Genomic DNA, 25,419 nt, shown 5'->3' with positions numbered 1-25,419 from the left:
CGCCGTTAGCGCATCTGCCGCGCCGGTTCGATCAGCTCCGGCCGCGGGCCTGACAGCCGCTTGTGCATGTGGACCATGAAGGCCATGCCGAAGATCGGCGTCGCCAGATTGACGATCGGGATCGAGACGAAGGCGGCGATGAACAGGCCGGCGGTGAAGATGGTCGCGGCATTGTCGCGCCGCATCGCCTTGGCTTCCTCCGGCGAACGGAAGCGCATCGCCGCGAGCTCGAAATATTCACGGCCGAGCAGCCAGGCCGCGGCGAGGAAGAAGATCAGGAATCCGGCGCCGGCGAACAGCACCAGCGGCAGCGCGATCAGGTAGACCAAGATCGTCAGCAGCGCGGTCTTGATGCCTTCGAAGATCGCCTGGTTGAAGGGTAGCGCGAGACCCGGCTGCTCGGCCGGATAATGCTCGCGCTCCACGACATCGGCGACGTCGTCGACGAACAGGCTCGCCACCAGCGAGGTGATCGCGGGCATCAGGAAGATGCCGCCGAACACGACGCCGAGGCCCGCCGCGATCGAGACGATCCAGGACAGGACGTCGAGTGACGTATGCCAGCCCGGCCCGAGCAGGCCTTCCAGCCAGACCTCGCCGGAGGTCGCAAACCAGCTGAGCAGCCGCTGCAAGCCGATCGCCAGCACGATGATCAGCACCAGCGCGAGCCCAATCGACCGCCACAGGATCGAGCGCATCGGCGGCGACATCATTTGCGACAGCGCCTTCACGGCGGCATCCAGCATGGGAGACCCTTTCACGAAATCACTCGCGAGAGGTAGACACCGATTGCGGCTTCGGCAAGGGAGAGCGGCTGCTTCCCTTCTCCCCCTTGTGGGAGAAGGTGGCGCGAAGCGCCGGATGAGGGGTATCTATCCGCGAGTCCAAATGAGAATTGGAATCGCAGATAGATACCTCTCACCCGCCTCGCCGCTACGCGGCAAGCCACCCTCTCCCACAAGGGGGAGAGGGTTTGCACTGCCCGCACACTCGTTCCGGTCTACCCATGCCGGTGCCCGTGCTTCCGCGCCTTCGCCGGCTTCCGCTCCCCGGTCGGGATCATCACGACGCGGCCATAGCGCACGCCGCGTTCGGCGATGATGTGGTCGGCGAAATGCTTGACCTCGTCGGCAGCGCCCTTCAGCGCCGTCATCTCCATGCAATTGTCGTCGTCGAGATGGACGTGCAGGGTCGCCAGCGCGAGGTCGTGATGGCCGTGAAATTCCTGCACCAGTCGTTTCGACAGATCGCGGGCGGCGTGGTCGTAGACATAGACGAGGCCGGCGACGCATTGGCCTGTTTGCGCGGTGTCCTCGGTGCTCTGCTGCAGGCCGGCGCGGGCGAGGTCGCGGATGATCTCGGAGCGATTCTGGTAGCCGCGCGCCTCTGCCGCCGCGTCGATCTCCGCCAGCAGATCGTCCTCGATCGTGATCGTAATTCGCTGCATCAGATGCTCCCGCCTGTGTCCCCCTGAACCGTAGCCGGGATGGAGCGAAGCGCAATCCGGGACGGTGCCAATAAGAGGGCAGGCCCCCGGATTTCGCTTGCGCTCCATCCGGGCTACGCCGCCATCCCTACAGCCGCGTCGCGCGCAGCCGCAGCGCGTTCCCGACCACGCTCACCGAGGACAGGGCCATCGCCGCCGCGGCGATGATCGGCGAGAGCAACAGGCCGAACGCCGGATAGAGGATGCCGGCCGCAATCGGGATGCCGGCGGCATTGTAGATGAAGGCGAAGAACAGGTTTTGCCGGATGTTGCTCATGGTCGCCTGCGACAGTTTTCGCGCGCGGACGATGCCGACGAGATCGCCCTTGAGCAGTGTCACGCCGGCGCTCTCCATCGCGACATCCGTGCCGGTGCCCATGGCAATGCCGACTTCGGCGGCGGCCAGCGCCGGCGCGTCGTTGACGCCGTCGCCGGCCATGGCGACGACGCGGCCGGCCTTTTGCAGCTTGCTCACCACCGCGCTCTTCTGGTCCGGCAGCACCTCGGCTTCGACCTCGGAGATGCCGAGCCGGCGCGCCACCGCTTCCGCCGTGGTGCGGTTGTCGCCGGTCAGCATGATCACCTTGATGCCTTCGTCCGCCAGCGCCTTCAGCGCCTCCGGGGTCGAGGCCTTGACCGGATCGGCGATCGCGAACAGGCCGGCAAGCGCACCGTCGACGGCCATGTTGATCACGGTCGCGCCGTCCTGGCGCAGCCGCTCGGCCTCGGCGTCGAGCGCTATCGTGTCGATTCCGATCGAGGCGAGATATCTGGCGTTGCCGAGCGCGATGGTCTTGCCGTCGACCTTGCCGGTGGCGCCCTTGCCGGTTGGCGAGTCGAAGTGCTCGACCTGGCCGAGCGCGAGCTGCTTCTCCTTGGCCGCGCGCATGATCGCGTCAGCCAAAGGATGCTCGCTGGCGCGCTCGACGCTGGCCGCGAGCCGCAGGATGTCATCTTCCGCAAAGCCGGCGGCCGGCACGATCGCGACAACCTTGGGCTTGCCCTCGGTCAGCGTGCCCGTCTTGTCGACCACCAGCGTGTCGATCTTCTCCATCCGCTCCAGCGCTTCGGCGTTCTTGATCAGCACGCCGCCCTGCGCGCCGCGGCCGACGCCGACCATGATCGACATCGGGGTCGCAAGGCCCAGCGCGCAGGGGCAGGCGATGATCAGCACGCTGACGGCCGCGACGAGGCCGAAGGCCAGCCGCGGCTCCGGTCCGAACCAGGCCCATGCGCCGAACGCGACGAGAGCGACGACGATCACGGTGGGAACGAACCAGCCGGCGACCTGATCGGCGAGGCGCTGGATCGGCGCGCGCGAGCGCTGCGCGTCCGCGACCATCTGCACGATCTGCGACAGCAGCGTCTCGCGGCCGACCTTGTCGGCGCGCATCACGAAGCTGCCCGACTGGTTCAGCGTGCCGGCAATGACCTTGGCGCCGGCTTCCTTGGTGACCGGCATGGACTCGCCCGTCACCAGGGATTCGTCGAGCGAGGAGCGCCCCTCCAGGATGATGCCGTCGACCGGCACCTTCTCGCCGGGACGAACGCGCAAGCGGTCGCCGGCATGAAGCGTATCGATCTCGACCTCGTGCTCGCTGCCATCGGCATCGACGCGGCGCGCGGTCTTCGGCGCGAGCTGCAGCAGCGCCTTGATCGCGCCCGAGGTCGCGTCACGCGCGCGCAGCTCCAGCACCTGGCCGAGCAGCACCAGCACGGTGATGACGGCGGCCGCCTCGAAATAGACGGCAACCGCGCCTTCATGGCCACGGAACGTCGCAGGGAAGATCTGCGGCGTGACGGTGCCGAGGACGCTGTAGACATAGGCAACGCCCGTGCCCATCGCGATCAGCGTGAACATGTTGAGGTTGCGCGTCAGCAGCGATTGCCAGCCGCGGACGAAGAACGGCCAGCCGGCCCACAGCACCACCGGCGTGGCGAAGACGAGCTGGATCCAGTTCGAGAGCGTCGCGTCGATCCAGTTGTGCGGACCCGTGAGATGGCCGCCCATCTCCAGCACCACGGCCGGCAGCGCCAGCGCGCCGCCGATCCAGAACCGGCGTGTCATGTCGGCGAGCTCGGGGTTGGGTCCGCTCTCCAGGCTCGCGACTTCCGGCTCCAGCGCCATGCCGCAGATCGGGCAACTGCCGGGACCGACCTGGCGGATCTCGGGGTGCATCGGGCAGGTGTAGATCGTGCCCGCGGGCATCTCGGGTTCGGGCGCCTTCTCCTTGGCGAGATATTTGGCGGGATCGGCGGCGAACTTGGTGCGACAGCCGGCCGAGCAGAAATGGAAGGTCTCGCCGTGATGGTCAAAGCGGTGCTTCGAGGTCGCGGGATCGACGCTCATGCCGCAGACGGGGTCCTTGACCCCCGTCAAGGCGTCACCGCGGTCATGGGTGTGATGATGGGCATGGCCGGAATGATCGCCGTGACCCCCGCAGCACGAGGAGGTCGCGGGCTTGGCGGCCGGCGCCGCCTTGCTCGAACAACCGCATCCGGAAGGCTTGTTCGTGTCGTGATGATGCCCGTGCTCGTTGTTGTTCATTGCCATGCTCCGGCCCTTGTGCCTGGTCCCGTATCCGGGCTTGCAACCCATACCCGGTAGGGGTATATAGACCTCATGCGCAAGGACATCAAGGCATCTGTCGGAAAACGCCTGGGCCGGATCGAGGGCCAGGTTCGCGGCCTCTCGAAAATGGTAGAGGAGGACCGCTACTGCATCGACATCGTGACGCAGATCTCGGCGGTGCGTGCCGCGCTGCGCCGGGTCGAGGAGGAAGTCCTGAAGGATCACGTCGCCCATTGCGTCGAGCACGCCATCGCGAGCGGCGACAAGACCGACCAGCGCGAGAAGATCGCGGAGCTGATGGCGGTGATCGGACGGGCGGAGCGGTAGGTTTTCACCGTTGTCGCGAGCGCAGCTTCGTCGCTACGCCCATCGCAATAACGGTCCGTGAGGAGAAGTCCCGCAACACACTCGGTGTCGTGCCTGCGAACGGAAGGGCCGCAGCGGCTATGCCGCTTTCTCTCTTGCGCGGCCACGCCGACGCGGGCGGTACATCGCCAGCTTCTTCAGCAGCGGAACATGCTCGGAAGCAGTGACGCTTCCGGCCACTGCAACATCCGCACTCACTTGCTCAGCCGGAATCTCATCCGGCGCCTCTTGGTCAATCGCTTCAGGAACGAGCGGCGGCGCACTGATCGTTTCTGGAAACACACTGAATGTGCCCGCTACCTCCTCGAGCGGCTTCTGCTTGTCGGCCCAGTGCAGGGCGGTGTAGTCGAACCCGTGCACGATGGTGGGTTTGACGACTTCGAAATAGGGCGAGATGTCGAAGTCGCGGGGCATGTAGAGCGAGGAATCGCGGATGTGCAGGATCTCGCGGCGGGCGGCGCGGCTGCCGGCCTTGGTGATCTTGGGCAGGATCGGGTAGCGCACGGCGTCGAAGGCCTGCGCGATCAGTGCCGAGCAGATGATCTTGGTCGGATCGCCCGAGCCGATCGCGATCATGCGACGCCGCCAGCGCTGCGGCACCGGCAGCGGAAACAGGAAGCGCATGAGGTCGACGATGTTCTTGGTGTCGTAGCCGAAGCCGATGCGGTTGATCGCATAGCGGCAGACCGTGGTGCGATCCTCATAGGACAGCCCGACCGGGCGGCAGACGCGGGTGTGATACGGAAAATATTTCGACAGCGGCGCCGAGGTGACGCCTTCGCCGATATTGGCCTCGATCAGCACGTGCGGCTCGCCATCGGGCTCCGCGGCGCCTTCGACCGGACCGACATAGAGCGCGGCATGCGACCAGGTCGACTGGGTCAGATATTTGATGATGCCGGAGATGCGGTTGTTGCCCTCGACCAGCAGCACGTCGCCGGGCTCGATGACGCCGCGCAGGTGCTCGGGGTCGCTTGGCGTGAACGGCTCATAGCCGGGCACCTCCTTGGAGAGGTACGCGGCAATCAACTTGCCGACTGAATCTAGGACCGTCCCCATTTCAAGCTCCCCCCACGGCCTTTTCCGGCCGTCTTTTTCCCTTCTCTATCATGGTCGAAACGTGTTGCCATTCGGTTCATCAATCCGTGAGGTCAAGCACGATTGATTCACCATGATGGTTGCCGTGCAACATCAGATGCGGCAAGGTTCGCTGACTGTTCCCGTTTGCCGCAAGTCCTCGGAAACCATGACATGACAATCACGCGCCGCGGTTTCCTTGTCGCGTCGGCGGGCCTTGCCGCGATGCCGGTCCTGCGCGCAAGCGCCGCGCCCTTGCCGCGCGAGGCCGACATCGTCGTGGTCGGGGCGGGGGCTGCGGGCATCGCCGCGGCGCGGCGCATCATGGCGACGGGCCGCAAGGTCGTCGTGGTGGAAGCGGCATCGCAAATTGGCGGCCGCTGTATCACCGACAGCACGACCTTCGACACGCCGTTCGACCGCGGTGCGCGCTGGATGCACAATCCCGACACTAATCCGATGATCCGGCTGGCGCGCAGCGCCGGGCTCGACGTGCTGCCGGCGCCGTCCGGCCAGAAGATGCGTATCGGCCGCCGCAACGCGCGTGCGGGCGAAACCGAGCAGTTCCTGGCGGCGCTGGTGCGCGCCAACCGCGCCATCGACGAGGCGGCGCGGGGCAAGCTCGATACTTCCTGCGCGTCCGTGCTGCCGAAGGATCTCGGCGACTGGGCGGGCGCGGCCGAGTTCATGCTGGGCGCGAGCTTCGCCGGCAAGGATCTGAAGGAGCTGTCCGCGATCGACAAGGGCCGCGCGCAGGACCGCAACGCGGCGATCGCCTGCCGTCAGGGCTTGGGCACGCTGATCACCAGGCTCGGCGAGCAGGCGCCGGTGGCGCTGTCGAGCCCGGTGAGCCGCATAGCCTGGAGCAGCCGCGACGTTGGTGTGGAGACGCAAGCGGGCAAGATCGCCGCGCGCGCCGTCATCGTCACGGTCTCGACCAACGTGCTGACATCTGGCGCGATCAAGTTCGCGCCTGACATTCCCAAGCGCACGCTGGACGCGGCGTCGAAACTCGGTCTCGGCAGCTATGATCGCATCATGCTGCAATTGCCGGGCAATCCGCTCGGCCTGTCGCGCGACGACAGCCTGATCGAGCAGAGCAATTCGACACGCACGGCGCTGATGTTCGCCAATATCGGGGGATCCTCGCTCTGCTCCATCGATGTCGGCGGCGCGTTCGGCCGCGAACTGTCCGAGCAGGGCGAGAAGGCCATGGTCGCCTTTGCCAGGGAATGGATCACGAAGCTGTTTGGCAGCGAGGCGGCGGCCGCCGTGCAGAAGACCAGCGTCACGCGCTGGAACGCCTCGCCCTACGTGATGGGCGCGATGTCGGCGGCGTCACCCGGCGGTCAGCTCTCGCGAAAAATTCTGACCGAGCCGATCGGCAATGTGTTCCTCGCCGGCGAAGCCACCCATGAGACGTTGTGGGGCACCGTCGACGGCGCCTGGGAAAGTGGCGAGCGTGCCGCGGATGCCGCCCTGCGCAAGATCGGCGCGCTCAAGGACGACCCGGCGGATGTGCCGACGCAATCGACCAAGAAGCGGCGAGTGCCGCGGCAATAGGGCACTCCGCCTCAAAACAGCGGAGATTATCGGCGCAACACCCCGTCCAGCGCCGGTAATCCAAAAATCACCGCCAACGCAATCAGTCCGTAGCAAATCCCGCGAAACACCTTCTCGCTCGCGCGCCCGAACAGCGAGGCGCCGAACGCGACGCCGATCGCATAGACCGGGCCGACGATCAGCGAGAGCACCAGCGATTCGCGGCTGATCAGGCCCGTGGTCGCGTAACTGATCATCGAGAAGAAATCAGAGGCGCCGAAGAACAGCACGATGTTGGCGCGCGCGACGATCGGCGCGATCGGTCGGCCGAGCCAATAGCCGACGATCGGCGGGCCGCCGGTCTGCGCGAGGCCGCTGCAGAAGCCGGAGAGCCCGCCGATGCCGACCGAGAGCCAGGAATGGTCCTTGCCGCGATAGCGCCAGCCCGACAGCAGCAGAAGCAGGAGCGCGGTGACGAAGCAGGAGATGATCCAGCGCGTGGTGACGGGCTCGAGCACGCTGAGGAAATAGGTGCCGACGGGGACGCCGACCAGCGCGCCCAGCACGATCACGGCGGTGGCCTTGCGGTCAGCCTTCCGCCACGCGTCCGGCAGCAGCGGCGCCGCCGAGACGAAATCGATGACGAGCAGGAGCGCCGCAACGAGCCGCGGCGCCGCGATGCTGCTCGCGAGCGGCATGAAGATCAGCGCCGAACCGAAGCCGGAGAAGCCGCGGGCGGTGCCCGAAACGAAAGCGACGGCGCAGAGCGCCATCGCGATGGTGAGGCTGACGTCCTTGGGGAGGAAATCAGCGAGCGTCATCCGCGGAGCGTGCCGCCGGTCTTCTTCGTGACCTCGGCGACGATCTTCGCCGCGACGGCGTCGATCTCCTGATCGGTCAGGGTCTTCTCGCGCGGCTGGAGCGTCACCGCGATCGCGATCGATTTCTTGGCCTCGTCGATGCCCTTGCCCTCATAGACGTCGAAGACGTTGACGCCGGTGATGAGCTTCTTGTCGACACCCTGCGCGGCGCGCACGATGTCGCCCGTCTTCACGGTGCGATCGACGATGAAGGCGAAGTCGCGCGATACCGGCTGGAACGCCGAGAGTTCGATCAGCGGCTTGGCGCGGGTCGGCTTCTTCTTCGCTTCCGGGATACGGTCCAGGATCACCTCGAACACGACAAGCGGGCCGTCGGCGCCGAGCGCTTCGAGCGCGCGCGGATGCACCTCGCCGAAATATCCGAGCACGTTCTGCGGCCCGATCTGGATGGTGCCGGAGCGGCCCGGATGCAGCCAGGACGGTCCACCGGACACGATCTGCAGCGCCTGCATCGGCGCGCCGCTTGCTGCCAGCACCGCCAGCGCATCAGCCTTGGCGTCGAACACATCGGCCTGCGCCGAGCCGGTCCAGTGCCGTCCCAGGCCTTCGGACGAAGCAATGCCGTGGCGGACGCCGCTCGCGGCCATGAACTGGTCCTGCGGGCGATCGCCCTTGAACACCTGGCCGACCTCGAACAGCGCGACATCGTTCACGCCGCGGTTGGCGTTCGCCTGTGCCGCCGCGATCAGGCCCGCAAGCAGCGTCGGGCGCATGTCGGAGAGATCCGACGCGATCGGGTTGGCGACCTCGAGCTCGCGCTGGCCGCCGCCGAACAACTGTGCCGCGCTCTTGGTGATGAAGGACCAGGTCACCGCCTCCACCATGCCGCGGCCCGCGAGCGCGCGCTTGGCCCGGCGCGTGCGCAGCTGGAGCGGCGTCAGCACCGGCTTGCGCGCGTCCTCGCCGCGCTCGAACGGCGTCATCGGGACCTTGTCGACGCCGAAGATGCGGACAATCTCCTCGACGATGTCGGCCTTGCCGTGCACGTCGGAGCGCCAGGACGGCACAGCGACCTTCACGACCGGCCCCGGGCCGGCCATCATGAAGCCGAGATGGGTCAGGATGCGCTTCATCTCTGCTTGCGGCACGTCGATGCCGGAGAGACGCTTCACCTCGGTGACCGGGAAATCGATCACGCGGTCGTCGCCGAAGGATTTGCCGACCACGACGGTCTCGGACGGCGCGCCGCCGCACATCTCCGTCACGAGTTTCGTCGCAAGCTCCAGGCCGGGCACCATGAAGGCCGGATCGACGCCGCGCTCGAAACGGTAGCGCGCATCGGAATTGATGCCGAGCTTGCGGCCGGTCTGCGCGATGTTGATCTCGTTCCACAGCGCCGATTCGATCAGCACGTCGGTGGTGGTCTCGTCGCAGCCCGAGGCCTCGCCGCCCATGATGCCGGCCAGCGATTCGACGCCATGCTCGTCCGCGATCACGCAAATCGCGGGATCGAGATTGTAGGTGCGGCCGTCGAGCGCCAGCAGGCTCTCGCCCTCGCGCGCGCGGCGTACGACGAGATTGCCCTTCACCTTCTTGGCGTCGAACACGTGCAGCGGACGCGCGCGGTCGTAGGTCATGAAGTTGGTGATGTCGACCAGCGCGTTGATCGGACGCAGGCCGATCGCCGTCAGCCGCTTCTGCAGCCATTCCGGCGACGGCCCGTTCTTGACTCCGCGCACGAGGCGAAGCGCGAAGCCCGGACAGAGCGAGGTGTCCTCAACCGTGACTTTCACAGGACAGGGGAATTCGCCCTTGATCGGCTTGATGGTCGGGTCCTTGAACTTGCCCATGTCGGCGGCGGCGAGGTCGCGCGCGATGCCGTGCACGCCGGTGCAGTCCTGCCGGTTCGGCGTCAAATTGATCTCGACCACGGGATCGCCGAGCGCCGCCCATTCGGCGTAACCTGCGCCGATCGGCGCATCCGCCGGCAATTCCATGATGCCGTCATGATCGTTGGAGATCTGCAGCTCGGCCGCCGAGCACAGCATGCCGCGGCTCTCGACGCCTCTGATGGTGCCGACGCCCAGCGTGATGTCCTTGCCGGGGATGTAGGTGCCGGGCGGAGAGAACACGCTGACCAGACCCGCACGCGCATTCGGCGCGCCGCACACGACCTGCACCGGCGCGCCACCGTCGCCGGTGTCGACCATGCAGACGCGTAAACGATCCGCATTCGGATGCTGCTCGGCGGAAATCACCTTCGCAATGGTGAAGGGCTTGAGCGCCTTCGCCTTGTCCTCGATGTTCTCGACCTCGAGTCCGATCATGGTGAGCTTCTCGGCAAGCCTGTCGAGCGGCTCGTCAGTCTCGAGATGATCCTTCAGCCAGGAGAGGGTGAATTTCATGGCTGTGTGCCTCGGCTCTTGTCGGTGTTTACGAATTGATCTTGGTCGGTGCCAGTGTTCCCTCCCCCCTTGTGGGGGAGGGTCAGGGAGGGGGGTGAGCCGCGGGCTCCGGCGGAAGCTGCCTGGCGAATTGCCTCAACAACTCCCTCAAGGTTCGTCATCACCTGATCGTTGTTGAAGCGCAGGACCTGAAAGCCCTCAGCTGCGAAGAACGCGTCACGACGCTCGTCCTTCTTCTGACGTTCCTCGAAATTGTGGGATTCTCCATCGAGTTCGATGATGAGCTTTGAGGAGAAGCACACGAAGTCAGCGATGTAGTTTCCGATCGGCGTCTGGCGACGGATCCCAACGCCATCCATGCGGTTAGCTTTCAAGTAACGCCACAGCAGTGTTTCGGCGCGCGTCATCGCTCGGCGAAGATCCTTCGCCTTGCTGCGCTGACGCTCGCTCACAACTGCGTGCGGCATCCGCGGCTACCCCCCTCCCTGACCCTCCCCCACAAGGGGGGAGGGAACGGAGAGAGCTTTCGTATGGCCAATCACAGCCATCACGTGCTCAACCCCCCAGCCAGCGTCGGCACCTCCAGCGGCTTGAACCCGTAATGGCTCAGCCAGCGGACGTCGCTGTCGAACAGCTGGCGCAAATCGGCGATGCCGTATTTCAGCATGGCGATGCGGTCGATGCCCATGCCCCAGGCGAAGCCCTGGTACTCGTCGGGATCGATGCCGCAGGCGCGCAGCACGTTCGGATGCACCATGCCGCAGCCGAGGATCTCGAGCCAGTCCTCGCCCTCGCCGAAGCGGATCTCGCCCTTGTCGCGGCGGCACTGGATGTCGACTTCCAGCGACGGCTCGGTGAACGGGAAGAACGAGGGCCGGAAGCGCATGTTGATGTGGTCGACCTCGAAGAACGCCTTGCAGAATTCGTGCAGGATCCATTTGAGGTGGCCGAGATGCGAGGTCTTGTCGATGACGAGGCCTTCGACCTGGTGGAATTGCGGCGTGTGGGTCGCGTCCGAATCGATGCGGTAGGTACGGCCCGGGCAGATCACGCGGATCGGCGGCTTCTGGCTCAGCATGGTGCGCACCTGCACCGGCGAGGTGTGGGTCCGCAGCAGCATGCGCGAGCCGTCCTCCTTCGGATGGAAGAAGAACGTGTCGTGCATCTCGCGCGCGGGATGGCCTTCCGGGAAATTCAGCTTGGTGAAGTTGTAATCGTCGGTCTCGATGTCAGGACCTTCGGCCACCGAGAATCCCATGTCGGCGAAGATCGTGGTCAGCTCGTCCCAGACCTGGCTCAGCGGATGGATGCGGCCGGCTTCGGCCTGAGCCTCGCGCAGCGGCAGCGTGACGTCGACGGTCTCGGACGCCAGCCGCGCATCGAGCGCCGCCGATTTCAGGACGTCGCGCCTTGCCGCGAGCGCCTGGGTGACTTCGTCCTTGGCCTGGTTGATCGCGGCCCCTTGCGACTTGCGCTCGTCCGGCGACATCTTGCCGAGCGTTGCGAGCAGCGCGGAGATCGAACCCTTCTTGCCGAGGGCTGCGACGCGCACGGCTTCGAGCGCGCCCTCGTCGGCGGCGGCGGCGATGTCGGCGATGATCTGGGCTTGGAGCTGGGCAAGATCGGTCATGGCAATCCCTTTTGGCCAGGATGCTGAGCCGATGATCCTAGCCCGTTACGCCCGGCCCAGAAGCGCGAAGCGCGTCTTCGCGTAAATGCGCCGGGCTTCCACGTCGGAGAAGTGTTTGCGCGAGAGACGGCCGGGGCATCAAGGCGCAAGAAGCGCCTCTGCCCGGGGCCATCACAAGCTGAATGCTGCGCAGAGCACAGTGGAGGACGGCTTGCGCCGGTATCAGGCCGCCAGCGCGGCTTTGGCCTTCTCGGCGATCGCCTGGAACGCGGCGGGCTCGTTGACCGCCAGATCCGACAGCACCTTGCGGTCCACGGTGATCCCGGACTTGGCCATGCCGTCGATAAACCGGCTGTAGGTCATGCCGAACGGACGGACGGCAGCGTTGATGCGCTGGATCCAGAGCGCGCGGAACGTCCGCTTCTTGCGCTTGCGGTCACGGAAGGCGTACTGCATCGCCTTCTCGACCGCCGGCTTGGCGGCGCGGATGGTGTTCTTGCGGCGGCCGTAGAAGCCCTTGGCGGCCTTGTAGACTTTCTTGTGCTTGGCGTGGGCGGTCACACCGCGTTTGACGCGAGACATGACGAAATCCTTCAGAGATGACTTTGGTTATCGGATTGCCGCGAGATGCGGCACGGTTGGCAATGATCGGGGACGCGATCAGGCGTTCGGCAAGAAGTACTTCTTGACGTTGTCGCCGTCGGTCTTGAACAGCACGCGGGTGCCGCGGAGCTGACGGATCTGCTTCTTCGTCCGCTTGATCATGCCGTGACGCTTGCCGCGCTGGGCGTGCATCACTTTGCCGGTGGCAGTCACCTTGAAGCGCTTTTTAGCGCCCGATTTGGTCTTCAGCTTGGGCATTTGGCTCTCCTAATGGCCACAGAGTTCCGCCCGCGAAGGCGGCTGGCCGTCAAAAATGCTCGTTAGAGCGTTGATTGTGCTCAGGTTTTACGAACAAGCGCGAAACCCGCACGAAACACCGCCACGGCAGCCCTTAATCAGCCGGGCGATGAAGGCTGGGCTTATGGCAGAGGACAAGCCAATTGGCAACGATGAACCACCGGAACCCGCCCCGCGACTATCCGGAAATGCTGCCCTCATGTCCAAGTTTGTCGCCTGGAGCAGGACCACAATGGCCCATTTTTCCCAATTGCTTTCGTCTCTGACCGGTTTCGCCCGCCCGCGCCATCTGGCGCTGCTCGCTGTGCTGGCCACGGCCGCGCTGCCATCGACCGCCGATGCCCGTGCCGGCGGCTATGACGGCACCTGGAATGTCACCTTCGCCACCACGAGGGGCAATTGCAGCTCGGGCTACAGCGTGCCCTTCACCGTCACGGGCAGCCGGGTCTCGTCCGCCGGCGGCGGCCGGGTCTCCGGCACGGTCAGGCGCGGCGGCGCGGTCGCGGTCCAGGTCTCGGTCGGCGCGTCGCATGCCAACGGTGGCGGCCGGCTCGCCGGGGTCAACGGCGCCGGCTCGTGGAAGGGCGTCATTTCCGGCGACGCCTGCAGCGGCACCTGGCAGGCGACACGGACCTAGCTGTCGTCAGACGCTCGGTGCGCTCCCTCTCCCGCAAGCGAGCGAGGTGCAGCAGCGCTCGCGGCCTGCACCTTGGCCAAAACAAAACGGCCCGCCGGAAATCCGGACGGGCCGTTGAACCTCTTAACGTCCTAACGTGCTGGAATCAGCGTGGCGCCAGCACCATGACGACCTGGCGGCCCTCGAATCGCGCGTCCTGCTCGACCTTGGCGAGTTCGGCCACGTCGGTCTTGATCTTGTCCAGCAACTTGGTGCCGATCTCCTGGTGCGCCATTTCGCGGCCGCGATAGCGCAGCGTGATCTTGACCTTGTCGCCCTCTTCGAAGAACCGCTGCATCGCGCGCATCTTCACGTCGTAATCGTGATCGTCGATCATCGGGCGGAGCTTGATCTCCTTGATCTCGACGGTCTTCTGCCGCTTGCGGGCTTCGGCGGCTTTCTTCTGTGCCGAATACTTGTACTTCCCGTAGTCCATAATTTTGCAGACGGGAGGGCTGACGTTCGGCGAGATCTCGACAAGATCCATGCCGGCTTCCTGAGCCATGCGGATTGCCATAACTGTCTCGACGGTGCCTTTGTTGTCACCGGCCGCGTCGATCAGCTGGATCTGCGCATTGCGGATATCATCATTGATGCGCGGCCCGTCTTTGCTGGCAGCGGGCGGAGCTTTATTAGGACGGCGAATGGGTGGTTCTCCAAAGTTGTGAAAGAAGCGGCCATCTTGAAGGAAGTCGCGGTTGCCGGCAAGCAAGTCGCTCGTGCGGGACGCGAAAAACCCTCAAATGCGAGGTATTTTGGCCACGCCCGGGCACGCTGACCGACATAGACACCTTGCGTCTGTTCCGCAAGCGTCCCAAAGGGCGCAGCCGCATCCCGGTTGCGTCGCAGGAGGCACCCCGGACAGCTCAAACCGCACAGCCAGAGTAAACGTTCCATGACTTCAGCAATTCCCGATGCCGTGCCCGACTTCATCAACGTGGGCGAGGGGCCGTCCGCACGCAGGATCGCGGTGCGCCGCCGTGCCGGGAAGGACCATGTCTCGGGGCCTGGCCTGGTCTGGTTGGGCGGATTCAAGTCGGACATGCAGGGCGGCAAGGCCTTGGCACTGGATGCCTGGGCCCGGGATCACGGCCGCGCCATCGTCCGGTTCGACTATTCCGGTCACGGCGAATCCGGCGGCGATTTCGCCGATGGAACCATCGGCAGTTGGCTCGAGGACAGCGTCGCGGTGTTCGGGCGCTTTTGCGAGGGGCCGCAGGTTCTGATCGGCTCCTCCATGGGCGGCTGGATGGCGCTGTTGCTCGCGCGCGAGATCAAGAAGCGGCAGGAGAAACAACAAGCCAAGGCCTCGCTTGCGGGGCTCGTGCTGATCGCGCCGGCGCCCGATTTCACCGAAGAGCTGATGTGGAAGAATTTTTCGCCTGCTGCGAAGCAGGAGATCGAGACCAAGGGCGTCTGGATGCGGCCGTCGGACTATGGCGACGGCTCGCCCTATCCGATCACGCGGAAGCTGATCGAGGAGGGGCGCAACCATCTCGTGCTCGGCAGCGCCATCGATCTCGGCTGCCCGGTTCGCATCCTGCAGGGCGCCCAGGACCCGGATGTGCCCTGGCAGCACGCCTTCGCGCTGACGCACCGTCTGCCGGCCGACGACGTCGTGCTGACCATGATCCAGGACGGCGACCACCGCCTCTCCCGCCCGCAAGACATCGCGCGCATTCTTGCCGCGGTGGCCGAGATCGGGTGAAACTGTTCCCCCCTCTCCCACAAGGTGAGAGGGAAAGAAGAGCGCCGGGAGGATAACACGATGACCACCATCGCCATGCTGCGCGCTTTCTGCGACGCCGTCGAGCAACGCAACGGCCGCGCCTTTGCCGAGCTCTTCACCGAGGACGGCGTCTATCACGACGTCTTCTACGGCGCCTTCGCAGGCCGCGAAAAGATCGCCGCGATGATCGACGACTGGTTCTATCGCACGGCGACCGATTTTCGCTGGGACATGCATGACCCCGTCACTGACGGCGCCACGCTCTATGCGCGGTACACCTTCAGCTATCGCTCGACGCTGCCGGAAGCGAATGGTGCGCGTGCGATGTTCGAGGGCGTGGCGATCATGACGCTTCGTGAGGGGCAGATCGTCAGCTATCACGAGGTCGCCAACACGGCGCCGGCGTTCGTCGATCTGAAGTTCGCGCCGGAAAGAATCGCGAAGATCGTCGCCAAGCAGGGCATGGAATTGAAGCAGCGGCCGGAGATGCAGCGGCATCTCACCTGACCGTCATGCCGGGGCGCGCGAAGCGCGAACCCGGAATCCATTTCTCCTCCGGGCCTGTAGCCCGATGGATTCCGGGTCTGCGCCTGACGGCGTATCCCGGAATGACGAGCGGAGAAAGGCGCGCGCTCCCTACCGCTTCGACGGATTCGCCATCGGCTTGCGCTGCGCCAGCGCGGCGACCGTTGCGGTGCCGATCGGGCCCGCTTCGTCATAGAGCCAGCATTCGCCGATCGCGACGCCGTCGGTCGCCTGATGGTTCACCACCTCGAAACCGATCCACTCCGTTACCGGCAGGCGATGCAGATAGATCGTCACGTCGCTGTTGATGTAGCCGAGACCCTTGTCGCCGGCATTGGCAAAGGGGCTTGCGAAATCGGCGCCGGTGGCGACGTGGACGAACGGCGTCATCGGGACGCCGGCAACGAGCTCGCGCACCTCGCTCATCCAGAGCCGGCGCGGCCCGAGCGAGCCCATGTGGCCGACGATCGGGCGCGTCGTCCATTTGCCGTTCATGCCGAGCCTGGGATCGGCAGGTTTTGGAATGTCTGACGGCTTCGGCACGTCCCAGTTCGGCGGCGACCAGACATTGCCGTCGGGATTTTGCGTCTTGCGCAGCAGCTGGCAGGAGGCGCGCGCCATGCTGACGCCGCCGGAGACGAATTCCGCCTCGACCACGCGGATGCGCAGCCCGTCGCGCACAAGGCGCGTCGTCACCTCGATCGGCTTGTCGATGGTCGGCAGCCGAAACATGTCGACGGTGAGCCGCGCCGGCACCAGGTCGGGACCGGAATGGCGCTCTTCGATGGCGAAGCCCAGCAGGCCGACGATGACGCGACCATGCAGCGATTTCGGATCCCATGGACCGTTCGCGACTTCCGTCGGATGGAATGTGTCGCCGTCGCGGGTGAAGAAAGGCATGTTTGTCATGCGCGCGAGATTGCGGGAATGAGTGGAGAAATCAAGGGTGATGAGGCGTGGCCACAAAAGCGGTGTCATCGCCCGACTTGATCGGGCGATCCAGTACTCCGAGACGGCAGCGGTTTACTCGATAGGCCGCGGCGTACTGGATGCCCCGGTCAAGCCGGGGCATGACAGCGGTGGATTAGGAGGCGACGCGCCACTCCTCACGCACACTCTCGTCGGATTCTTTGTCCAACGCAGCATGCCTCAACGCAACAAACTCTTCGCGCTCCACCAACTCCCCCAGCGCCCACACCGCCGCCCCACGCACCAGCGGGTTCGCGTCCTCCAGCAATCGCCGTACCTCGCCCGCCAGCGCTGTATCGCCGGAGTTGCCGATCGCGATCAGCACGTTGCGCAAGAAGCGGTCGCGGCCGATGCGTTTCACCGGTGACTTTGTGAACAGCGCGCGAAACGCGGCGTCGTCGAGCCGCGCCAGCTCGGAAAGTGACGGTGCGCGCAACTCATCGCGCGCGGCGAGCTTCGCTTCGCGTCCCTCCTGCGCGAACTTGTTCCATGGACAGGCGGCGAGACAGTCGTCGCAGCCATAGATGCGATTGCCGATGGCTTTGCGGAATTCGATCGGGATCGGCCCCTTGTTCTCGATGGTGAGATAGGAGATGCAGCGCCGCGCATCGAGCTTGTAGGGCGCGGGGAATGCCGCGGTCGGGCAGATGTCGAGGCAGGCCTGGCACGAGCCGCAATGATCGATCTCCGCGGCGTCGCGCGACAACTCCAGCGTTGTGTAGATCGCGCCGAGGAACAGCCATGAGCCGAACCCGCGCGAGACGAGGTTGGTGTGCTTGCCCTGCCAGCCGAGACCCGCGGTCTGCGCCAGCGGCTTCTCCATCACCGCCGCGGTGTCGACGAACACTTTCACGTCCGACGGCGCGGTCGCGACCAGCCAGCGCGCCAGCGCCTTCAGTCGTTTCTTGATGAGGTCGTGATAATCGTCGCCTTGCGCATAGACCGAGATCGCTGCGCGCGTGCGCTGCTTCAGGATCGCCAGTGGATCGGAGTCGGGACCATAATTGACGCCGAGCATGATCACGCTCCGCACGTCGCTCCACAGCCCGCGTGGATCGACGCGGCGCTCCGGCTGCGCGGCCAGCCAGTCCATGTCGCCATGGCCGCCGGATGCGATGAACTCGAGGAAGTATCTTCCGGCGTTCTCGATCGTGCCGGGTGCGGTAACGCCGATGCAGTCGAAGCCGAGCTCACGCGCTTCGCGTGCGAGCGCCGTTTTCAGTTCAGTCGGATCGGAGCTCAGAAATCCAGGTCCACGTAGGTCCGCGATGCCGGCACGCCGGCCAGCCATTCGCTCAGCAGCGGACGGAACGACGGGCGGGACTTCACCCGCGCGTACCACGCCTTTGCTGAATCGTCCTCGCTCCATGGCACGTCGCCCAGATAGTCGATCGCCGAAAGATGCGCCGCGGCGGCGAGGTCCGCGTAAGTGAGCCGGTCGCCGCCGAGGAAATTGCGCGTCTGCGCCAGCCAGCCGATATAGGCCAGATGATAGCGCACATTGGCCTTGGCGGCGCGCATCACGTCGGCGGAAGGCGCACCGCCGCCGTTCTCCTCGCTCATGAAGCGCTTGTAGATGCGCTCGGTGACGAGGGGATGCGAGACCTCCTCGAAGAACTTTTCGTTGAACCAGGCCATCAGCCGGCGCACCTCGACGCGCTCGGAAATCGTCTCCGGCATCAGGCGCTTGGGTCCCATCTCGGCGCCATAGGCTTCGTCGACATATTCCGCGATGATCGCCGCGCCCGGGACGGGTGGCTGCTCGTCGTCGACCATGACGGGCGTCGTCCCCGCCGCGTTGAGCAGCAGAAATGCCTCGCGCCGTTCCCAGCTGCGCTCTTCGACCAGCTTCAGGTCGAGCCCGTACTCGCCCGCGATCAAGCGGATGAAGCGCGAATGCGGACAGAACGGATGATGAAACAGCGTAAACATGAAGCCTTTGACTATTTGATGGTGCTTAAGAATCCATCAATGTTTGTGCAGCGCCACACTAGTCCTTCAAAACCGCGAGGCAAGGGCGTGATGTCGCATTTTGCGATTGCGGCATAGGGGCGAATAGGCGAGAAGAGCCCCGCTTTTCAAGCCGAAATGGACCGTAAATATGTCAGACGCAATACGGGCAGTGATCCTCGGCATCATCGAGGGCGTGACCGAGTTCCTTCCCGTATCCTCGACCGGCCATCTGCTGCTCGCGGAGCGCTTCTTCCATCTCGGCGAAGGCGCGTTCTGGGATTCGTTTACGGTTCTGATCCAGCTCGGCGCGATCCTCGCCATCGTCGGCCTCTACTTCAAGAAGCTCTGGGACGTCGTGATCGGCTTCTTCACCGGCGACACCTATTCGCGCCGCTTCGTGCTCGGCGTGCTGGTGGCGTTCCTGCCCGCTGTGATCGTCGGGCTCGTCGCAGGCAAATACATCAAGAGCGTGCTGTTCAATCCCTGGGTCGTGTGTTTCACGCTGATCGTCGGCGGCGCCATCCTGCTCTGGGTCGACAAGCTCGATCTCAAGCCGCGCGAGCATGACGCCACGAGGTTTCCGCTGCTGATGTATCTCTATATCGGCATCGCGCAGTGCGTGGCGATGATCCCGGGCGTGTCGCGTTCCGGCGCCAGCATCGTCGCCGCGATGTTCCTGGGTGCCGACAAGCGCGCGGCGGCGGAGTTCTCGTTCTTCCTCGCCATCCCCACCATGATCGGCGCGTTCGCCTACGACTTCTACAAGAACCGCTCCGAGATGACGATGGACCATATGGGCATCGTCGCGATCGGTTTCGTGGTGTCGTTCATCACCGCGATCATCGTGGTCAAGACGTTCCTGGAATACGTCACCCGGCACGGCTTCGTGGTGTTCGCCTGGTGGCGCGTCATCGTCGGCACGCTCGGCCTGATCGCGCTGGCGCTCGGCCGGTAGGCGCGAAGTTCAGGTAACGGCAGTCGCGACGTCGAAGCTCGTCATGCCCGGCCTTGTGCCGGGCATCGACGTTCTTGGCGACCCCTCACGCGCTCTTGCGCTGGAACTGGCCCGCGGCGCGGAAACGCCAGAGATATTGCGGGGCGATCGCTTCCAGCGAATCGGCCTGGATGCCGAGCCCTTCCAGCGTCAGGCCGGCGGCCTTCGCCGCGTCGGACACGACATTGTCGCGCTCCAGCAGCGTGACCTGGTCCGGCGTCAGCTTGAATGCGCCCGGCGCGAATTGCAGGAAGGCGGCCTTGAAGCGGGCGAGGCCGAACGGCAGCGGCACCAGCATCCGCTCGCGATCGGTGATGGCGAGGATGGCCTCGATGATCTCGCGCATGGTCAGCACTTCAGGCCCGCCGAGCTCGTAGGTGGCGCCCGCCTTGGCCTTGCCGTCGACGGCGTCCGCGATCGCGGTGGCGACGTCGCCGACATAGGCCGGCTGCATCTTGGTCTCGCCGCCGATCAGCGGCAGCACCGGCGAGATCCGGGCCAGCGCGGCGAAGCGGTTGGTGAACTGGTCCTCGGGGCCGAACATCATGGACGGGCGGAAGATCGTGGCCGAGGGCACCGCGGCCAAGACCGCGGCTTCGCCGGCCGCCTTGGCCCTGGCGTAGCGCGCGGGCGATTCGGCGTCGGCCCCGATCGCTGAGACATGCACCAGGCGGGCCCCTGCCGCGGCCGCCGCCTTGGCGACCGTCTCGGCACCCCTGGCCTGGACCGCGTCGAACGTCTGCTCGCCGGCTTCAGTGAGGACGCCGACCAGATTGATCACGACATGCGAATCACGCAGCGCCGCCTCGACCGAGGCCGGATAGCGCAGATTGGCCTGCACGGTGTGGACCTGCCCGACCCTGCCGGAGGGCTGGAGGAAGCCCGCCAGTTCCGGCCGCCGCACCGCGACCCGGACCCGATAATCGCGCTTGCACAAGGCACGGACGACATTCCGGCCCAAAAACCCCGATCCGCCGAAAACCGTGACGAGAGTTTCCAGATTCGATGCCATGGGAGCCAATCCTGCGGAAAAGAGTGCGTCTTGTCAGGCTTGTATCGGGCCGGTTTGCGATGCGCAATCGGCATCCCGACCGGGCCGCAAGCATGAATTGACAACGGCGTCACCGAACCGTAGTAACCGCCTCCGTGCCCCAAACGGCATGCCCAGGTGGTGGAATTGGTAGACGCGCTGGCTTCAGGTGCCAGTGGCTTAACGGCCGTGAAGGTTCGAGTCCTTTCCTGGGCACCATTTTGTGCTTGTGCGAGCTGCACATAGCGGTCGATCGTGACACCCTGGTCCTCCGGGAAGAGTAGCGGCTCGTAGTCACGTGCGCCGTGGAGGATGTGGATCACCTCGATCGCATCGATACCGACACGGTAGAAAATCAAAAAGCTTCCGAACGGTCGCCGTCGAATACCGTTGTGCTCCTAGCGCGGGACCAAGGGGTAGCCGCGTGGTGCGTCAGCAAGGGATTCGCACTTTTCGCGCAGTGCGCGGATAAGCGCGAGCGCGCTCCGCGGGCTCTGCCCAGCGACATAGGACGCAATCTCCTCAAGGTCGGCTTCCGCTTCCGCGGTGATGACGACAATCACGCGGGCTCAGCCTTGGCGGCCAATCTCGCTTCCAGCCGGTCAAACACCTCAGAGTTCGATTTGACCCGTCCTGCTCCGGCGTCCTCAAGCCCGCGCGCGATTGCAGCGTCCAACGCGGCCAGACGGGCTTCACGCTCCTGGATAAGCCGGACGCCCTCCCGCAGCACCTCGCTCTTGGAGTGATAACGACCCGAAGCGACTAGATTTTTTACAAAGTTTTCAAGGGCTTCGCCGAGATCCGCGCTCGCAGCCATGACAATTCGCTCCACCAATGCCGCTCCCAATAACCATTGTTGGAAAGGTGCTGCATCAAATCGCCAACCGGGCAATCCCCCCTCACACCACCCGCTTCCCCGTCCGCTCGGCCACCGCCTTCTGCACGAAATACATCATCACCAGCGTGATGATCGTCGTGGCGACGACGACGTAGCCGATCCGGTCGAAATGGAGCAGCGCCCCGTCGGGCGCCTGCACGATAATCGCACCGGCGAGCACCGAGCCGAGGCCGCCGGAGAGCTGCTGCAGCGAGGCGCTGACCGCGCTGAACGAGCCGCGCTGGGTCGGATCGGGGATCGCCGACATCAGCGCCTGCGACGGGATCATGCGCGAGAAGATGCCGATGAACATCAGCACGTTGACGACGATCGCGGTCACCAGCGAGACGTGGCCGAGATGGGTGTAGATCAGCACCATGATCACGGTCATCACGCAGCCGAACACGAAGGTCGGGTATTTGCCGAACGCGTCGCTGGCTCGGCCGACCAGCGGCCCCGTGACGATGCTGAACAGGCCGGAGACGAGATAGATCGTCGGCAGATGCGTGATGTCGATGCCGAGATTGTGCACGGTGAAGGCGCTGGAGAACGGCATCAGCATGTAGCCGCCGGTCGCCAGCAGCGTCGTGACCGCGAAGGCCAGCGTGTAGCGCGGCTGCGCGAGCGTCGCGATCAGATGGTGGAACGGGTTTTTGTCCTGCCTCAGCTTCAGATGCGCATCGACCGGCTCCATGGCGAAGGCGATGATGGCGATCGCGGCAATCGACACCACGACGATCGCGATGAAGCAGACATGCCAGCTCCAGTGATTGGCGAGAAACAGCCCGGCGGGAATGCCGAGCACCTGGCTCGCCGCGAACGCCGTCTGGATAATCCCCATCACGCGGCCGCGCATCCGCAGCGGGAACAGGTCGGTGATGATGGCGAGCACCACCGAGCCGATCACGCCACCGAACAATCCGGTCACGATCCGGCCCATGAGCAACACGTGGTAGTTCGGCGCCGCCGCGCAGAGCGCGGTGCCGAGCGTGAAGCCGACATAGAAGAACAGCAGCAGGCGCTTGCGGTCGAAGCGATCGGCAAAGCCGGCGGCCAGCACGCCCGAAATGCCCGCGCTGAACGCGTAGGCCGACACCGCGACGCCGAATTGGGTGGCCGTGATGTCGAGCGCGGGCATCAGGATGGCGCCGAGCGGCGACATGATGATGAAGTCGAGGATGATGGTGAACTGCGTGAACGCGAGCAGCGCGATGAGAAGCGCCTGGTAGCGCGAAAAGCCGCGCGGCTGCTCCGATGGGGCGTCGATAGGCGCAGCGAGCGTCTGTTCGGTCATGGGTCTCGATTTCGTCGGGGGCGGTGAGGGAAACTGGCAGATGGGGTGGGCCCGCACGATTTTCACGGGCCGCTTAGCTCTCGTTGCTGCCGGGAACCTGAACTCGCGCCGGGTTGTGGGATCCGGGCAACAGCCTCCCGTCGGACGAGCCGTCCGCTTCTTTGCGAAAAGAGTGCGCGGATTGAGAAGCAGTGCACCGCGCGCACCCCATGAATATGGGGGGACGGAATGCCGCGCGGTCCGTCGCGCATCCGCGTCTTCCCAAAGCCATGGACTGCATGCTTTGAGTATCGCATATGGCGCAAGCGTCAATCGCGTTGACGTGGTGGCGGCCTTCGGCTGGAAGTGACGGCGGTCTTGGTTCTTCGTGCGCCACTTGCCGGTCGCAAGGTCGGAAGACGGGGTGGGGGGACCAACATGATGATCTCATCGCGAGCGCGAATCAGCGCTTGTCTCGCAACGGTGCTGATCGCCGTCGTCGTGGCCTGCGCCGGCGCGCCGCGAGCCCGGGCCCAGTTCATCTGCGTGGATGGGGCCTTATCCGATCAAGGCGCCAGTGCGGCCGGCTCAGCGGGCAATTTTGCCTGCGGGCCCTCCGCCTCCGCTCCGGGTGCGGGCAGCAACAACTCCGCGATCGGGAGCGGCGCTTACGCTGACGGAAATGCCAGCAGCAATATTGCCGTCGGTTCCGCCAACGCCAGCGGCCACAGCAGCTCCAATATGGCGACCGGAAACAATGCCAACGCCAGCGGCAACAACAGCTTCAACAGCGCGACCGGAGCGGGAGCCATCGCCAGCGGTGACACCAGCAAAAACATCGCGTCCGGTAACAACGCGCAGGCCAGCGGCGACAACAGCAACAATATCGCGACCGGCGCCGGAGCCAACGCCGGTGGCAACAACAGCGGCAATCTTGCGTCCGGGCTGACAGCCCTCGCCAACGGAGACAACAGCAGGAACGTTGCGACAGGGCGCAGTTCCAATGCCTCCGGCAACAACAGCAGAAATGTTGCGACCGGGTTTGTCGCCAGGGCTTACGGCGACAACAGCTTCAACACCGCGACGGGGACCAACGCCAACGCCTACGGCAACGGCAGCGCTAACATCGCGACCGGCCCCAACTCCAACGCGACCGGCGACAACAGCTTCAATATCGCGACCGGCGTGAATACCAACGCGAGCGGGTCCGGAAGCAATAACGTCGCCACCGGCAACGCCGCCAACGCATTTGGCGCCAACAGCTCCAACGCGGCGGCCGGCTATCTGGCGAATGCCAGCGGCGCCAATTCGGCGAATATCGCGAACGGCACGCAATCCAATGCCAGTGGGACCGGCAGCTTCAACATTGCGGTCGGCAACGGCGCCAATGCGAGCGGAAACGGTGTCGCGAACACCGCGGTCGGTAACGGCGCCAATGCCACCGGCGCGAATTCGTCGGCCTACGGCAATGGCGCATCAGCAACTTTCGGGAATTCCACCGCGATCGGCAATGGCGCCACCGCGACGCGCGCGAACCAGCAGGTTTACGGGACGGCGAGCAATACCTACACGATGACAGGCGTCACCTCGGCCGCGAGCACGGCCGCGCAGTCAGGGCCCGTGCAGCTCGTCACCACTGACGCTGCCGGCAATCTCGCATCCACCTCGCTCAGCGCGCTCGGGTTTGCGAGCCCCGCGGATATCGCAGGCATCAACAGCCAGCTCGCAGGCATCAATGCCCGGCTCAACGACCTCGACGGCAGGACCGGCAAGGCGGTCAACGGTGTCGCGATGGCCTTCGCGATGTCCGGCTCGCCCTGGCTGATGCCGTCCGAGAAGATCGCGATGAGCATGAACTGGGGCACGTTTCAGAACACCAATGCGCTCTCCATGAGTGCGGCGCTGCGTGTCAGCGAGCACGTGCAGGCCAGCGGCGGGCTGACCTATGGCACGAACGGCGGCGGCTTGGGCGGCCGCGTCGGCATGCGTGTCGGCTGGTGAAGGCAGCAGGCCACTTCATGCAAGGGGCCGTGCCATGCGATTGATCGTGCGAGCCGTGATTGCACTGGCGTTGCTGCTGTCCTGCGGCAGCGGGGCGATGGCGCAGCAGAAGACGCCCGAGCCGGCCCCGGCGCAGCCGTCGCTGCCCGTCACGCTGGAGAAGGCGCTCTATCTGATCCGCTCGACGCTGCTCACGCTCAATGATGCCAACCGCACCGGCAATTACACGGTGCTGCGCGACCTCGCGGCGCCCGACTTCCAGGCGCGCAACACCGCCGCAGATCTCGGATTGAATTTTCTCGACCTGCGGCGCCGCAATTTCGATCTCTATGCTGCGGCATTGCTGGCGCCGCAATTCAGCGAAGCGCCCGCGCTCGATCAGCGCGGGATGCTGCGCCTCGCAGGTTACATTCCGACCCGGCCGCAGCAGATCCAGTTCGATCTGACGTTTCAGATCGTTGCGGGGCAATGGCGCCTGTTCGCGATCGCGATCGCGACGCCGGAAGCTGCACCGGCACAGCCGCATGCCCAGGTGACGCCTGCCAAGCCCGCCGTGCCTGCGCAGAAGAAGGCGCCCTGAGGGGGTTGCGCGG

The 25,419-nt window shown here is 65.2% G+C and carries 26 protein-coding genes and 1 tRNA gene; 9 read left to right on the top strand and 18 right to left on the bottom strand.

What is annotated here, in order from left to right; genetic code table 11:
- Positions 1-5 precede the first annotated feature (5 nt).
- From AC0WRY_RS00715 to AC0WRY_RS00705, 3 genes are all read right to left on the bottom strand, one after another.
- Positions 6-746 carry a sulfate transporter family protein gene (locus AC0WRY_RS00715; RefSeq protein ID WP_194408119.1) on the bottom strand — a complete coding sequence of 247 codons (741 nt, stop codon included), beginning with the start codon at positions 744-746 and terminating at the stop codon, positions 6-8.
- 254 nt (positions 747-1,000) lie between these two features.
- Complete coding sequence (gene nikR, locus AC0WRY_RS00710) at positions 1,001-1,447, bottom strand: nickel-responsive transcriptional regulator NikR (RefSeq protein WP_194405224.1); 447 nt, start codon at positions 1,445-1,447, stop codon at positions 1,001-1,003.
- Between the two features lie 127 nt (positions 1,448-1,574).
- A complete protein-coding gene (locus AC0WRY_RS00705; RefSeq protein ID WP_194405223.1) occupies positions 1,575-4,034 on the bottom strand; it encodes a heavy metal translocating P-type ATPase in 2,460 nt (819 codons plus the stop codon).
- 75 nt (positions 4,035-4,109) lie between these two features.
- On the opposite strand from AC0WRY_RS00705, the gene AC0WRY_RS00700 reads away from it, so the two are divergent.
- Entirely contained in the window at positions 4,110-4,385 is a 276-nt protein-coding gene (locus AC0WRY_RS00700) for a metal-sensitive transcriptional regulator (RefSeq protein WP_194405222.1), read from the top strand.
- 117 nt (positions 4,386-4,502) lie between these two features.
- Here the strand turns inward: AC0WRY_RS00700 and AC0WRY_RS00695 are convergent, their stop codons facing one another.
- Positions 4,503-5,483 (bottom strand): YiiX/YebB-like N1pC/P60 family cysteine hydrolase, encoded by a 981-nt coding sequence (locus tag AC0WRY_RS00695; RefSeq protein WP_194405221.1) that lies wholly within the window; start codon positions 5,481-5,483, stop codon positions 4,503-4,505.
- Positions 5,484-5,675: 192 nt separating this feature from the next.
- On the opposite strand from AC0WRY_RS00695, the gene AC0WRY_RS00690 reads away from it, so the two are divergent.
- A complete protein-coding gene (locus AC0WRY_RS00690; RefSeq protein WP_194405220.1) occupies positions 5,676-7,064 on the top strand; it encodes a flavin monoamine oxidase family protein in 1,389 nt (462 codons plus the stop codon).
- 26 nt (positions 7,065-7,090) lie between these two features.
- Here AC0WRY_RS00690 and AC0WRY_RS00685 read toward each other — a convergent pair whose 3' ends face one another.
- The 6 genes from AC0WRY_RS00685 to rpmI form a co-directional block, all read right to left on the bottom strand.
- Positions 7,091-7,864, bottom strand: coding sequence for a sulfite exporter TauE/SafE family protein (locus AC0WRY_RS00685; protein ID WP_194405219.1), 774 nt, complete (start codon positions 7,862-7,864; stop codon positions 7,091-7,093).
- Positions 7,861-10,269, bottom strand: coding sequence for a phenylalanine--tRNA ligase subunit beta (gene pheT / locus AC0WRY_RS00680; RefSeq protein WP_194405218.1), 2,409 nt, complete (start codon positions 10,267-10,269; stop codon positions 7,861-7,863). Before pheT ends, AC0WRY_RS00685 begins: the two co-directional genes overlap by 4 nt.
- A complete protein-coding gene (locus tag AC0WRY_RS00675; RefSeq protein ID WP_194405217.1) occupies positions 10,266-10,736 on the bottom strand; it encodes an endonuclease domain-containing protein in 471 nt (156 codons plus the stop codon). The genes pheT and AC0WRY_RS00675 overlap by 4 nt, the downstream gene beginning before the upstream one ends.
- 80 nt (positions 10,737-10,816) lie before the next feature.
- Positions 10,817-11,899, bottom strand: coding sequence for a phenylalanine--tRNA ligase subunit alpha (gene pheS, locus AC0WRY_RS00670; RefSeq protein WP_194405216.1), 1,083 nt, complete (start codon positions 11,897-11,899; stop codon positions 10,817-10,819).
- Positions 11,900-12,121: 222 nt separating this feature from the next.
- Positions 12,122-12,481 carry a 50S ribosomal protein L20 gene (gene rplT / locus AC0WRY_RS00665; RefSeq protein WP_194405215.1) on the bottom strand — a complete coding sequence of 120 codons (360 nt, stop codon included), beginning with the start codon at positions 12,479-12,481 and terminating at the stop codon, positions 12,122-12,124.
- 78 nt (positions 12,482-12,559) lie between these two features.
- Positions 12,560-12,760, bottom strand: a complete 201-nt coding sequence (rpmI, locus tag AC0WRY_RS00660; RefSeq protein ID WP_008539890.1) for a 50S ribosomal protein L35 — start codon at positions 12,758-12,760, stop codon at positions 12,560-12,562.
- A gap of 271 nt (positions 12,761-13,031) precedes the next feature.
- On the opposite strand from rpmI, the gene AC0WRY_RS00655 reads away from it, so the two are divergent.
- Entirely contained in the window at positions 13,032-13,436 is a 405-nt protein-coding gene (locus AC0WRY_RS00655; RefSeq protein ID WP_194405214.1) for a hypothetical protein, read from the top strand.
- Between the two features lie 145 nt (positions 13,437-13,581).
- Here the strand turns inward: AC0WRY_RS00655 and infC are convergent, their stop codons facing one another.
- A complete protein-coding gene (gene infC, locus AC0WRY_RS00650) occupies positions 13,582-14,121 on the bottom strand; it encodes a translation initiation factor IF-3 (RefSeq protein ID WP_080672213.1) in 540 nt (179 codons plus the stop codon).
- 249 nt (positions 14,122-14,370) lie between these two features.
- Here infC and AC0WRY_RS00645 point away from each other — a divergent pair, with 249 nt between their 5' ends.
- On the top strand, positions 14,371-15,183 hold the full coding sequence (locus tag AC0WRY_RS00645; RefSeq protein ID WP_194405213.1) for an alpha/beta hydrolase: 813 nt from the start codon (positions 14,371-14,373) through the stop codon (positions 15,181-15,183).
- Positions 15,184-15,243: 60 nt separating this feature from the next.
- Positions 15,244-15,711 (top strand): nuclear transport factor 2 family protein, encoded by a 468-nt coding sequence (locus tag AC0WRY_RS00640; RefSeq protein ID WP_194405212.1) that lies wholly within the window; start codon positions 15,244-15,246, stop codon positions 15,709-15,711.
- A gap of 129 nt (positions 15,712-15,840) precedes the next feature.
- Here the strand turns inward: AC0WRY_RS00640 and AC0WRY_RS00635 are convergent, their stop codons facing one another.
- The 3 genes from AC0WRY_RS00635 to AC0WRY_RS00625 form a co-directional block, all read right to left on the bottom strand.
- A complete protein-coding gene (locus AC0WRY_RS00635) occupies positions 15,841-16,638 on the bottom strand; it encodes an acyl-CoA thioesterase domain-containing protein (RefSeq protein WP_194405211.1) in 798 nt (265 codons plus the stop codon).
- Positions 16,639-16,813: 175 nt separating this feature from the next.
- On the bottom strand, positions 16,814-17,989 hold the full coding sequence (gene queG, locus AC0WRY_RS00630) for a tRNA epoxyqueuosine(34) reductase QueG (RefSeq protein WP_194405210.1): 1,176 nt from the start codon (positions 17,987-17,989) through the stop codon (positions 16,814-16,816).
- The gene (locus AC0WRY_RS00625; RefSeq protein WP_194405209.1) at positions 17,938-18,630 is read right to left on the bottom strand and encodes a glutathione S-transferase family protein; all 693 of its coding nucleotides are present in this window, start codon (positions 18,628-18,630) and stop codon (positions 17,938-17,940) included. The genes queG and AC0WRY_RS00625 overlap by 52 nt, the downstream gene beginning before the upstream one ends.
- Positions 18,631-18,799: 169 nt before the next feature.
- Here AC0WRY_RS00625 and AC0WRY_RS00620 point away from each other — a divergent pair, with 169 nt between their 5' ends.
- Positions 18,800-19,606 carry an undecaprenyl-diphosphate phosphatase gene (locus AC0WRY_RS00620; protein ID WP_028139439.1) on the top strand — a complete coding sequence of 269 codons (807 nt, stop codon included), beginning with the start codon at positions 18,800-18,802 and terminating at the stop codon, positions 19,604-19,606.
- A gap of 85 nt (positions 19,607-19,691) precedes the next feature.
- On the opposite strand, the gene AC0WRY_RS00615 is transcribed toward AC0WRY_RS00620, so the two are convergent.
- Entirely contained in the window at positions 19,692-20,657 is a 966-nt protein-coding gene (locus AC0WRY_RS00615) for a complex I NDUFA9 subunit family protein (RefSeq protein ID WP_194405208.1), read from the bottom strand.
- A 150-nt stretch (positions 20,658-20,807) separates the two neighbouring features.
- Here AC0WRY_RS00615 and AC0WRY_RS00610 point away from each other — a divergent pair.
- Positions 20,808-20,894 (top strand) — tRNA-Leu (locus tag AC0WRY_RS00610).
- A gap of 179 nt (positions 20,895-21,073) precedes the next feature.
- On the opposite strand, the gene AC0WRY_RS00605 is transcribed toward AC0WRY_RS00610, so the two are convergent.
- The 3 genes from AC0WRY_RS00605 to AC0WRY_RS00595 form a co-directional block, all read right to left on the bottom strand.
- Positions 21,074-21,238 (bottom strand): type II toxin-antitoxin system RelE/ParE family toxin, encoded by a 165-nt coding sequence (locus AC0WRY_RS00605; RefSeq protein WP_491122543.1) that lies wholly within the window; start codon positions 21,236-21,238, stop codon positions 21,074-21,076.
- On the bottom strand, positions 21,235-21,492 hold the full coding sequence (locus AC0WRY_RS00600; RefSeq protein WP_194408118.1) for a type II toxin-antitoxin system ParD family antitoxin: 258 nt from the start codon (positions 21,490-21,492) through the stop codon (positions 21,235-21,237). Before AC0WRY_RS00600 ends, AC0WRY_RS00605 begins: the two co-directional genes overlap by 4 nt.
- 82 nt (positions 21,493-21,574) lie before the next feature.
- On the bottom strand, positions 21,575-22,846 hold the full coding sequence (locus tag AC0WRY_RS00595) for an MFS transporter (RefSeq protein ID WP_194405194.1): 1,272 nt from the start codon (positions 22,844-22,846) through the stop codon (positions 21,575-21,577).
- A 720-nt stretch (positions 22,847-23,566) separates the two neighbouring features.
- Between AC0WRY_RS00595 and AC0WRY_RS00590 the strand changes: the two genes are divergently transcribed.
- Positions 23,567-24,826 carry a hypothetical protein gene (locus AC0WRY_RS00590; protein ID WP_246776389.1) on the top strand — a complete coding sequence of 420 codons (1,260 nt, stop codon included), beginning with the start codon at positions 23,567-23,569 and terminating at the stop codon, positions 24,824-24,826.
- 34 nt (positions 24,827-24,860) lie between these two features.
- On the top strand, positions 24,861-25,406 hold the full coding sequence (locus AC0WRY_RS00585; RefSeq protein ID WP_246776388.1) for a hypothetical protein: 546 nt from the start codon (positions 24,861-24,863) through the stop codon (positions 25,404-25,406).
- Positions 25,407-25,419 lie beyond the last annotated feature (13 nt).

It is taken from the genome of Bradyrhizobium sp. T-12 (genome assembly GCF_058314695.1).
This window is presented reverse-complemented; position numbering and strand designations above follow the sequence as displayed.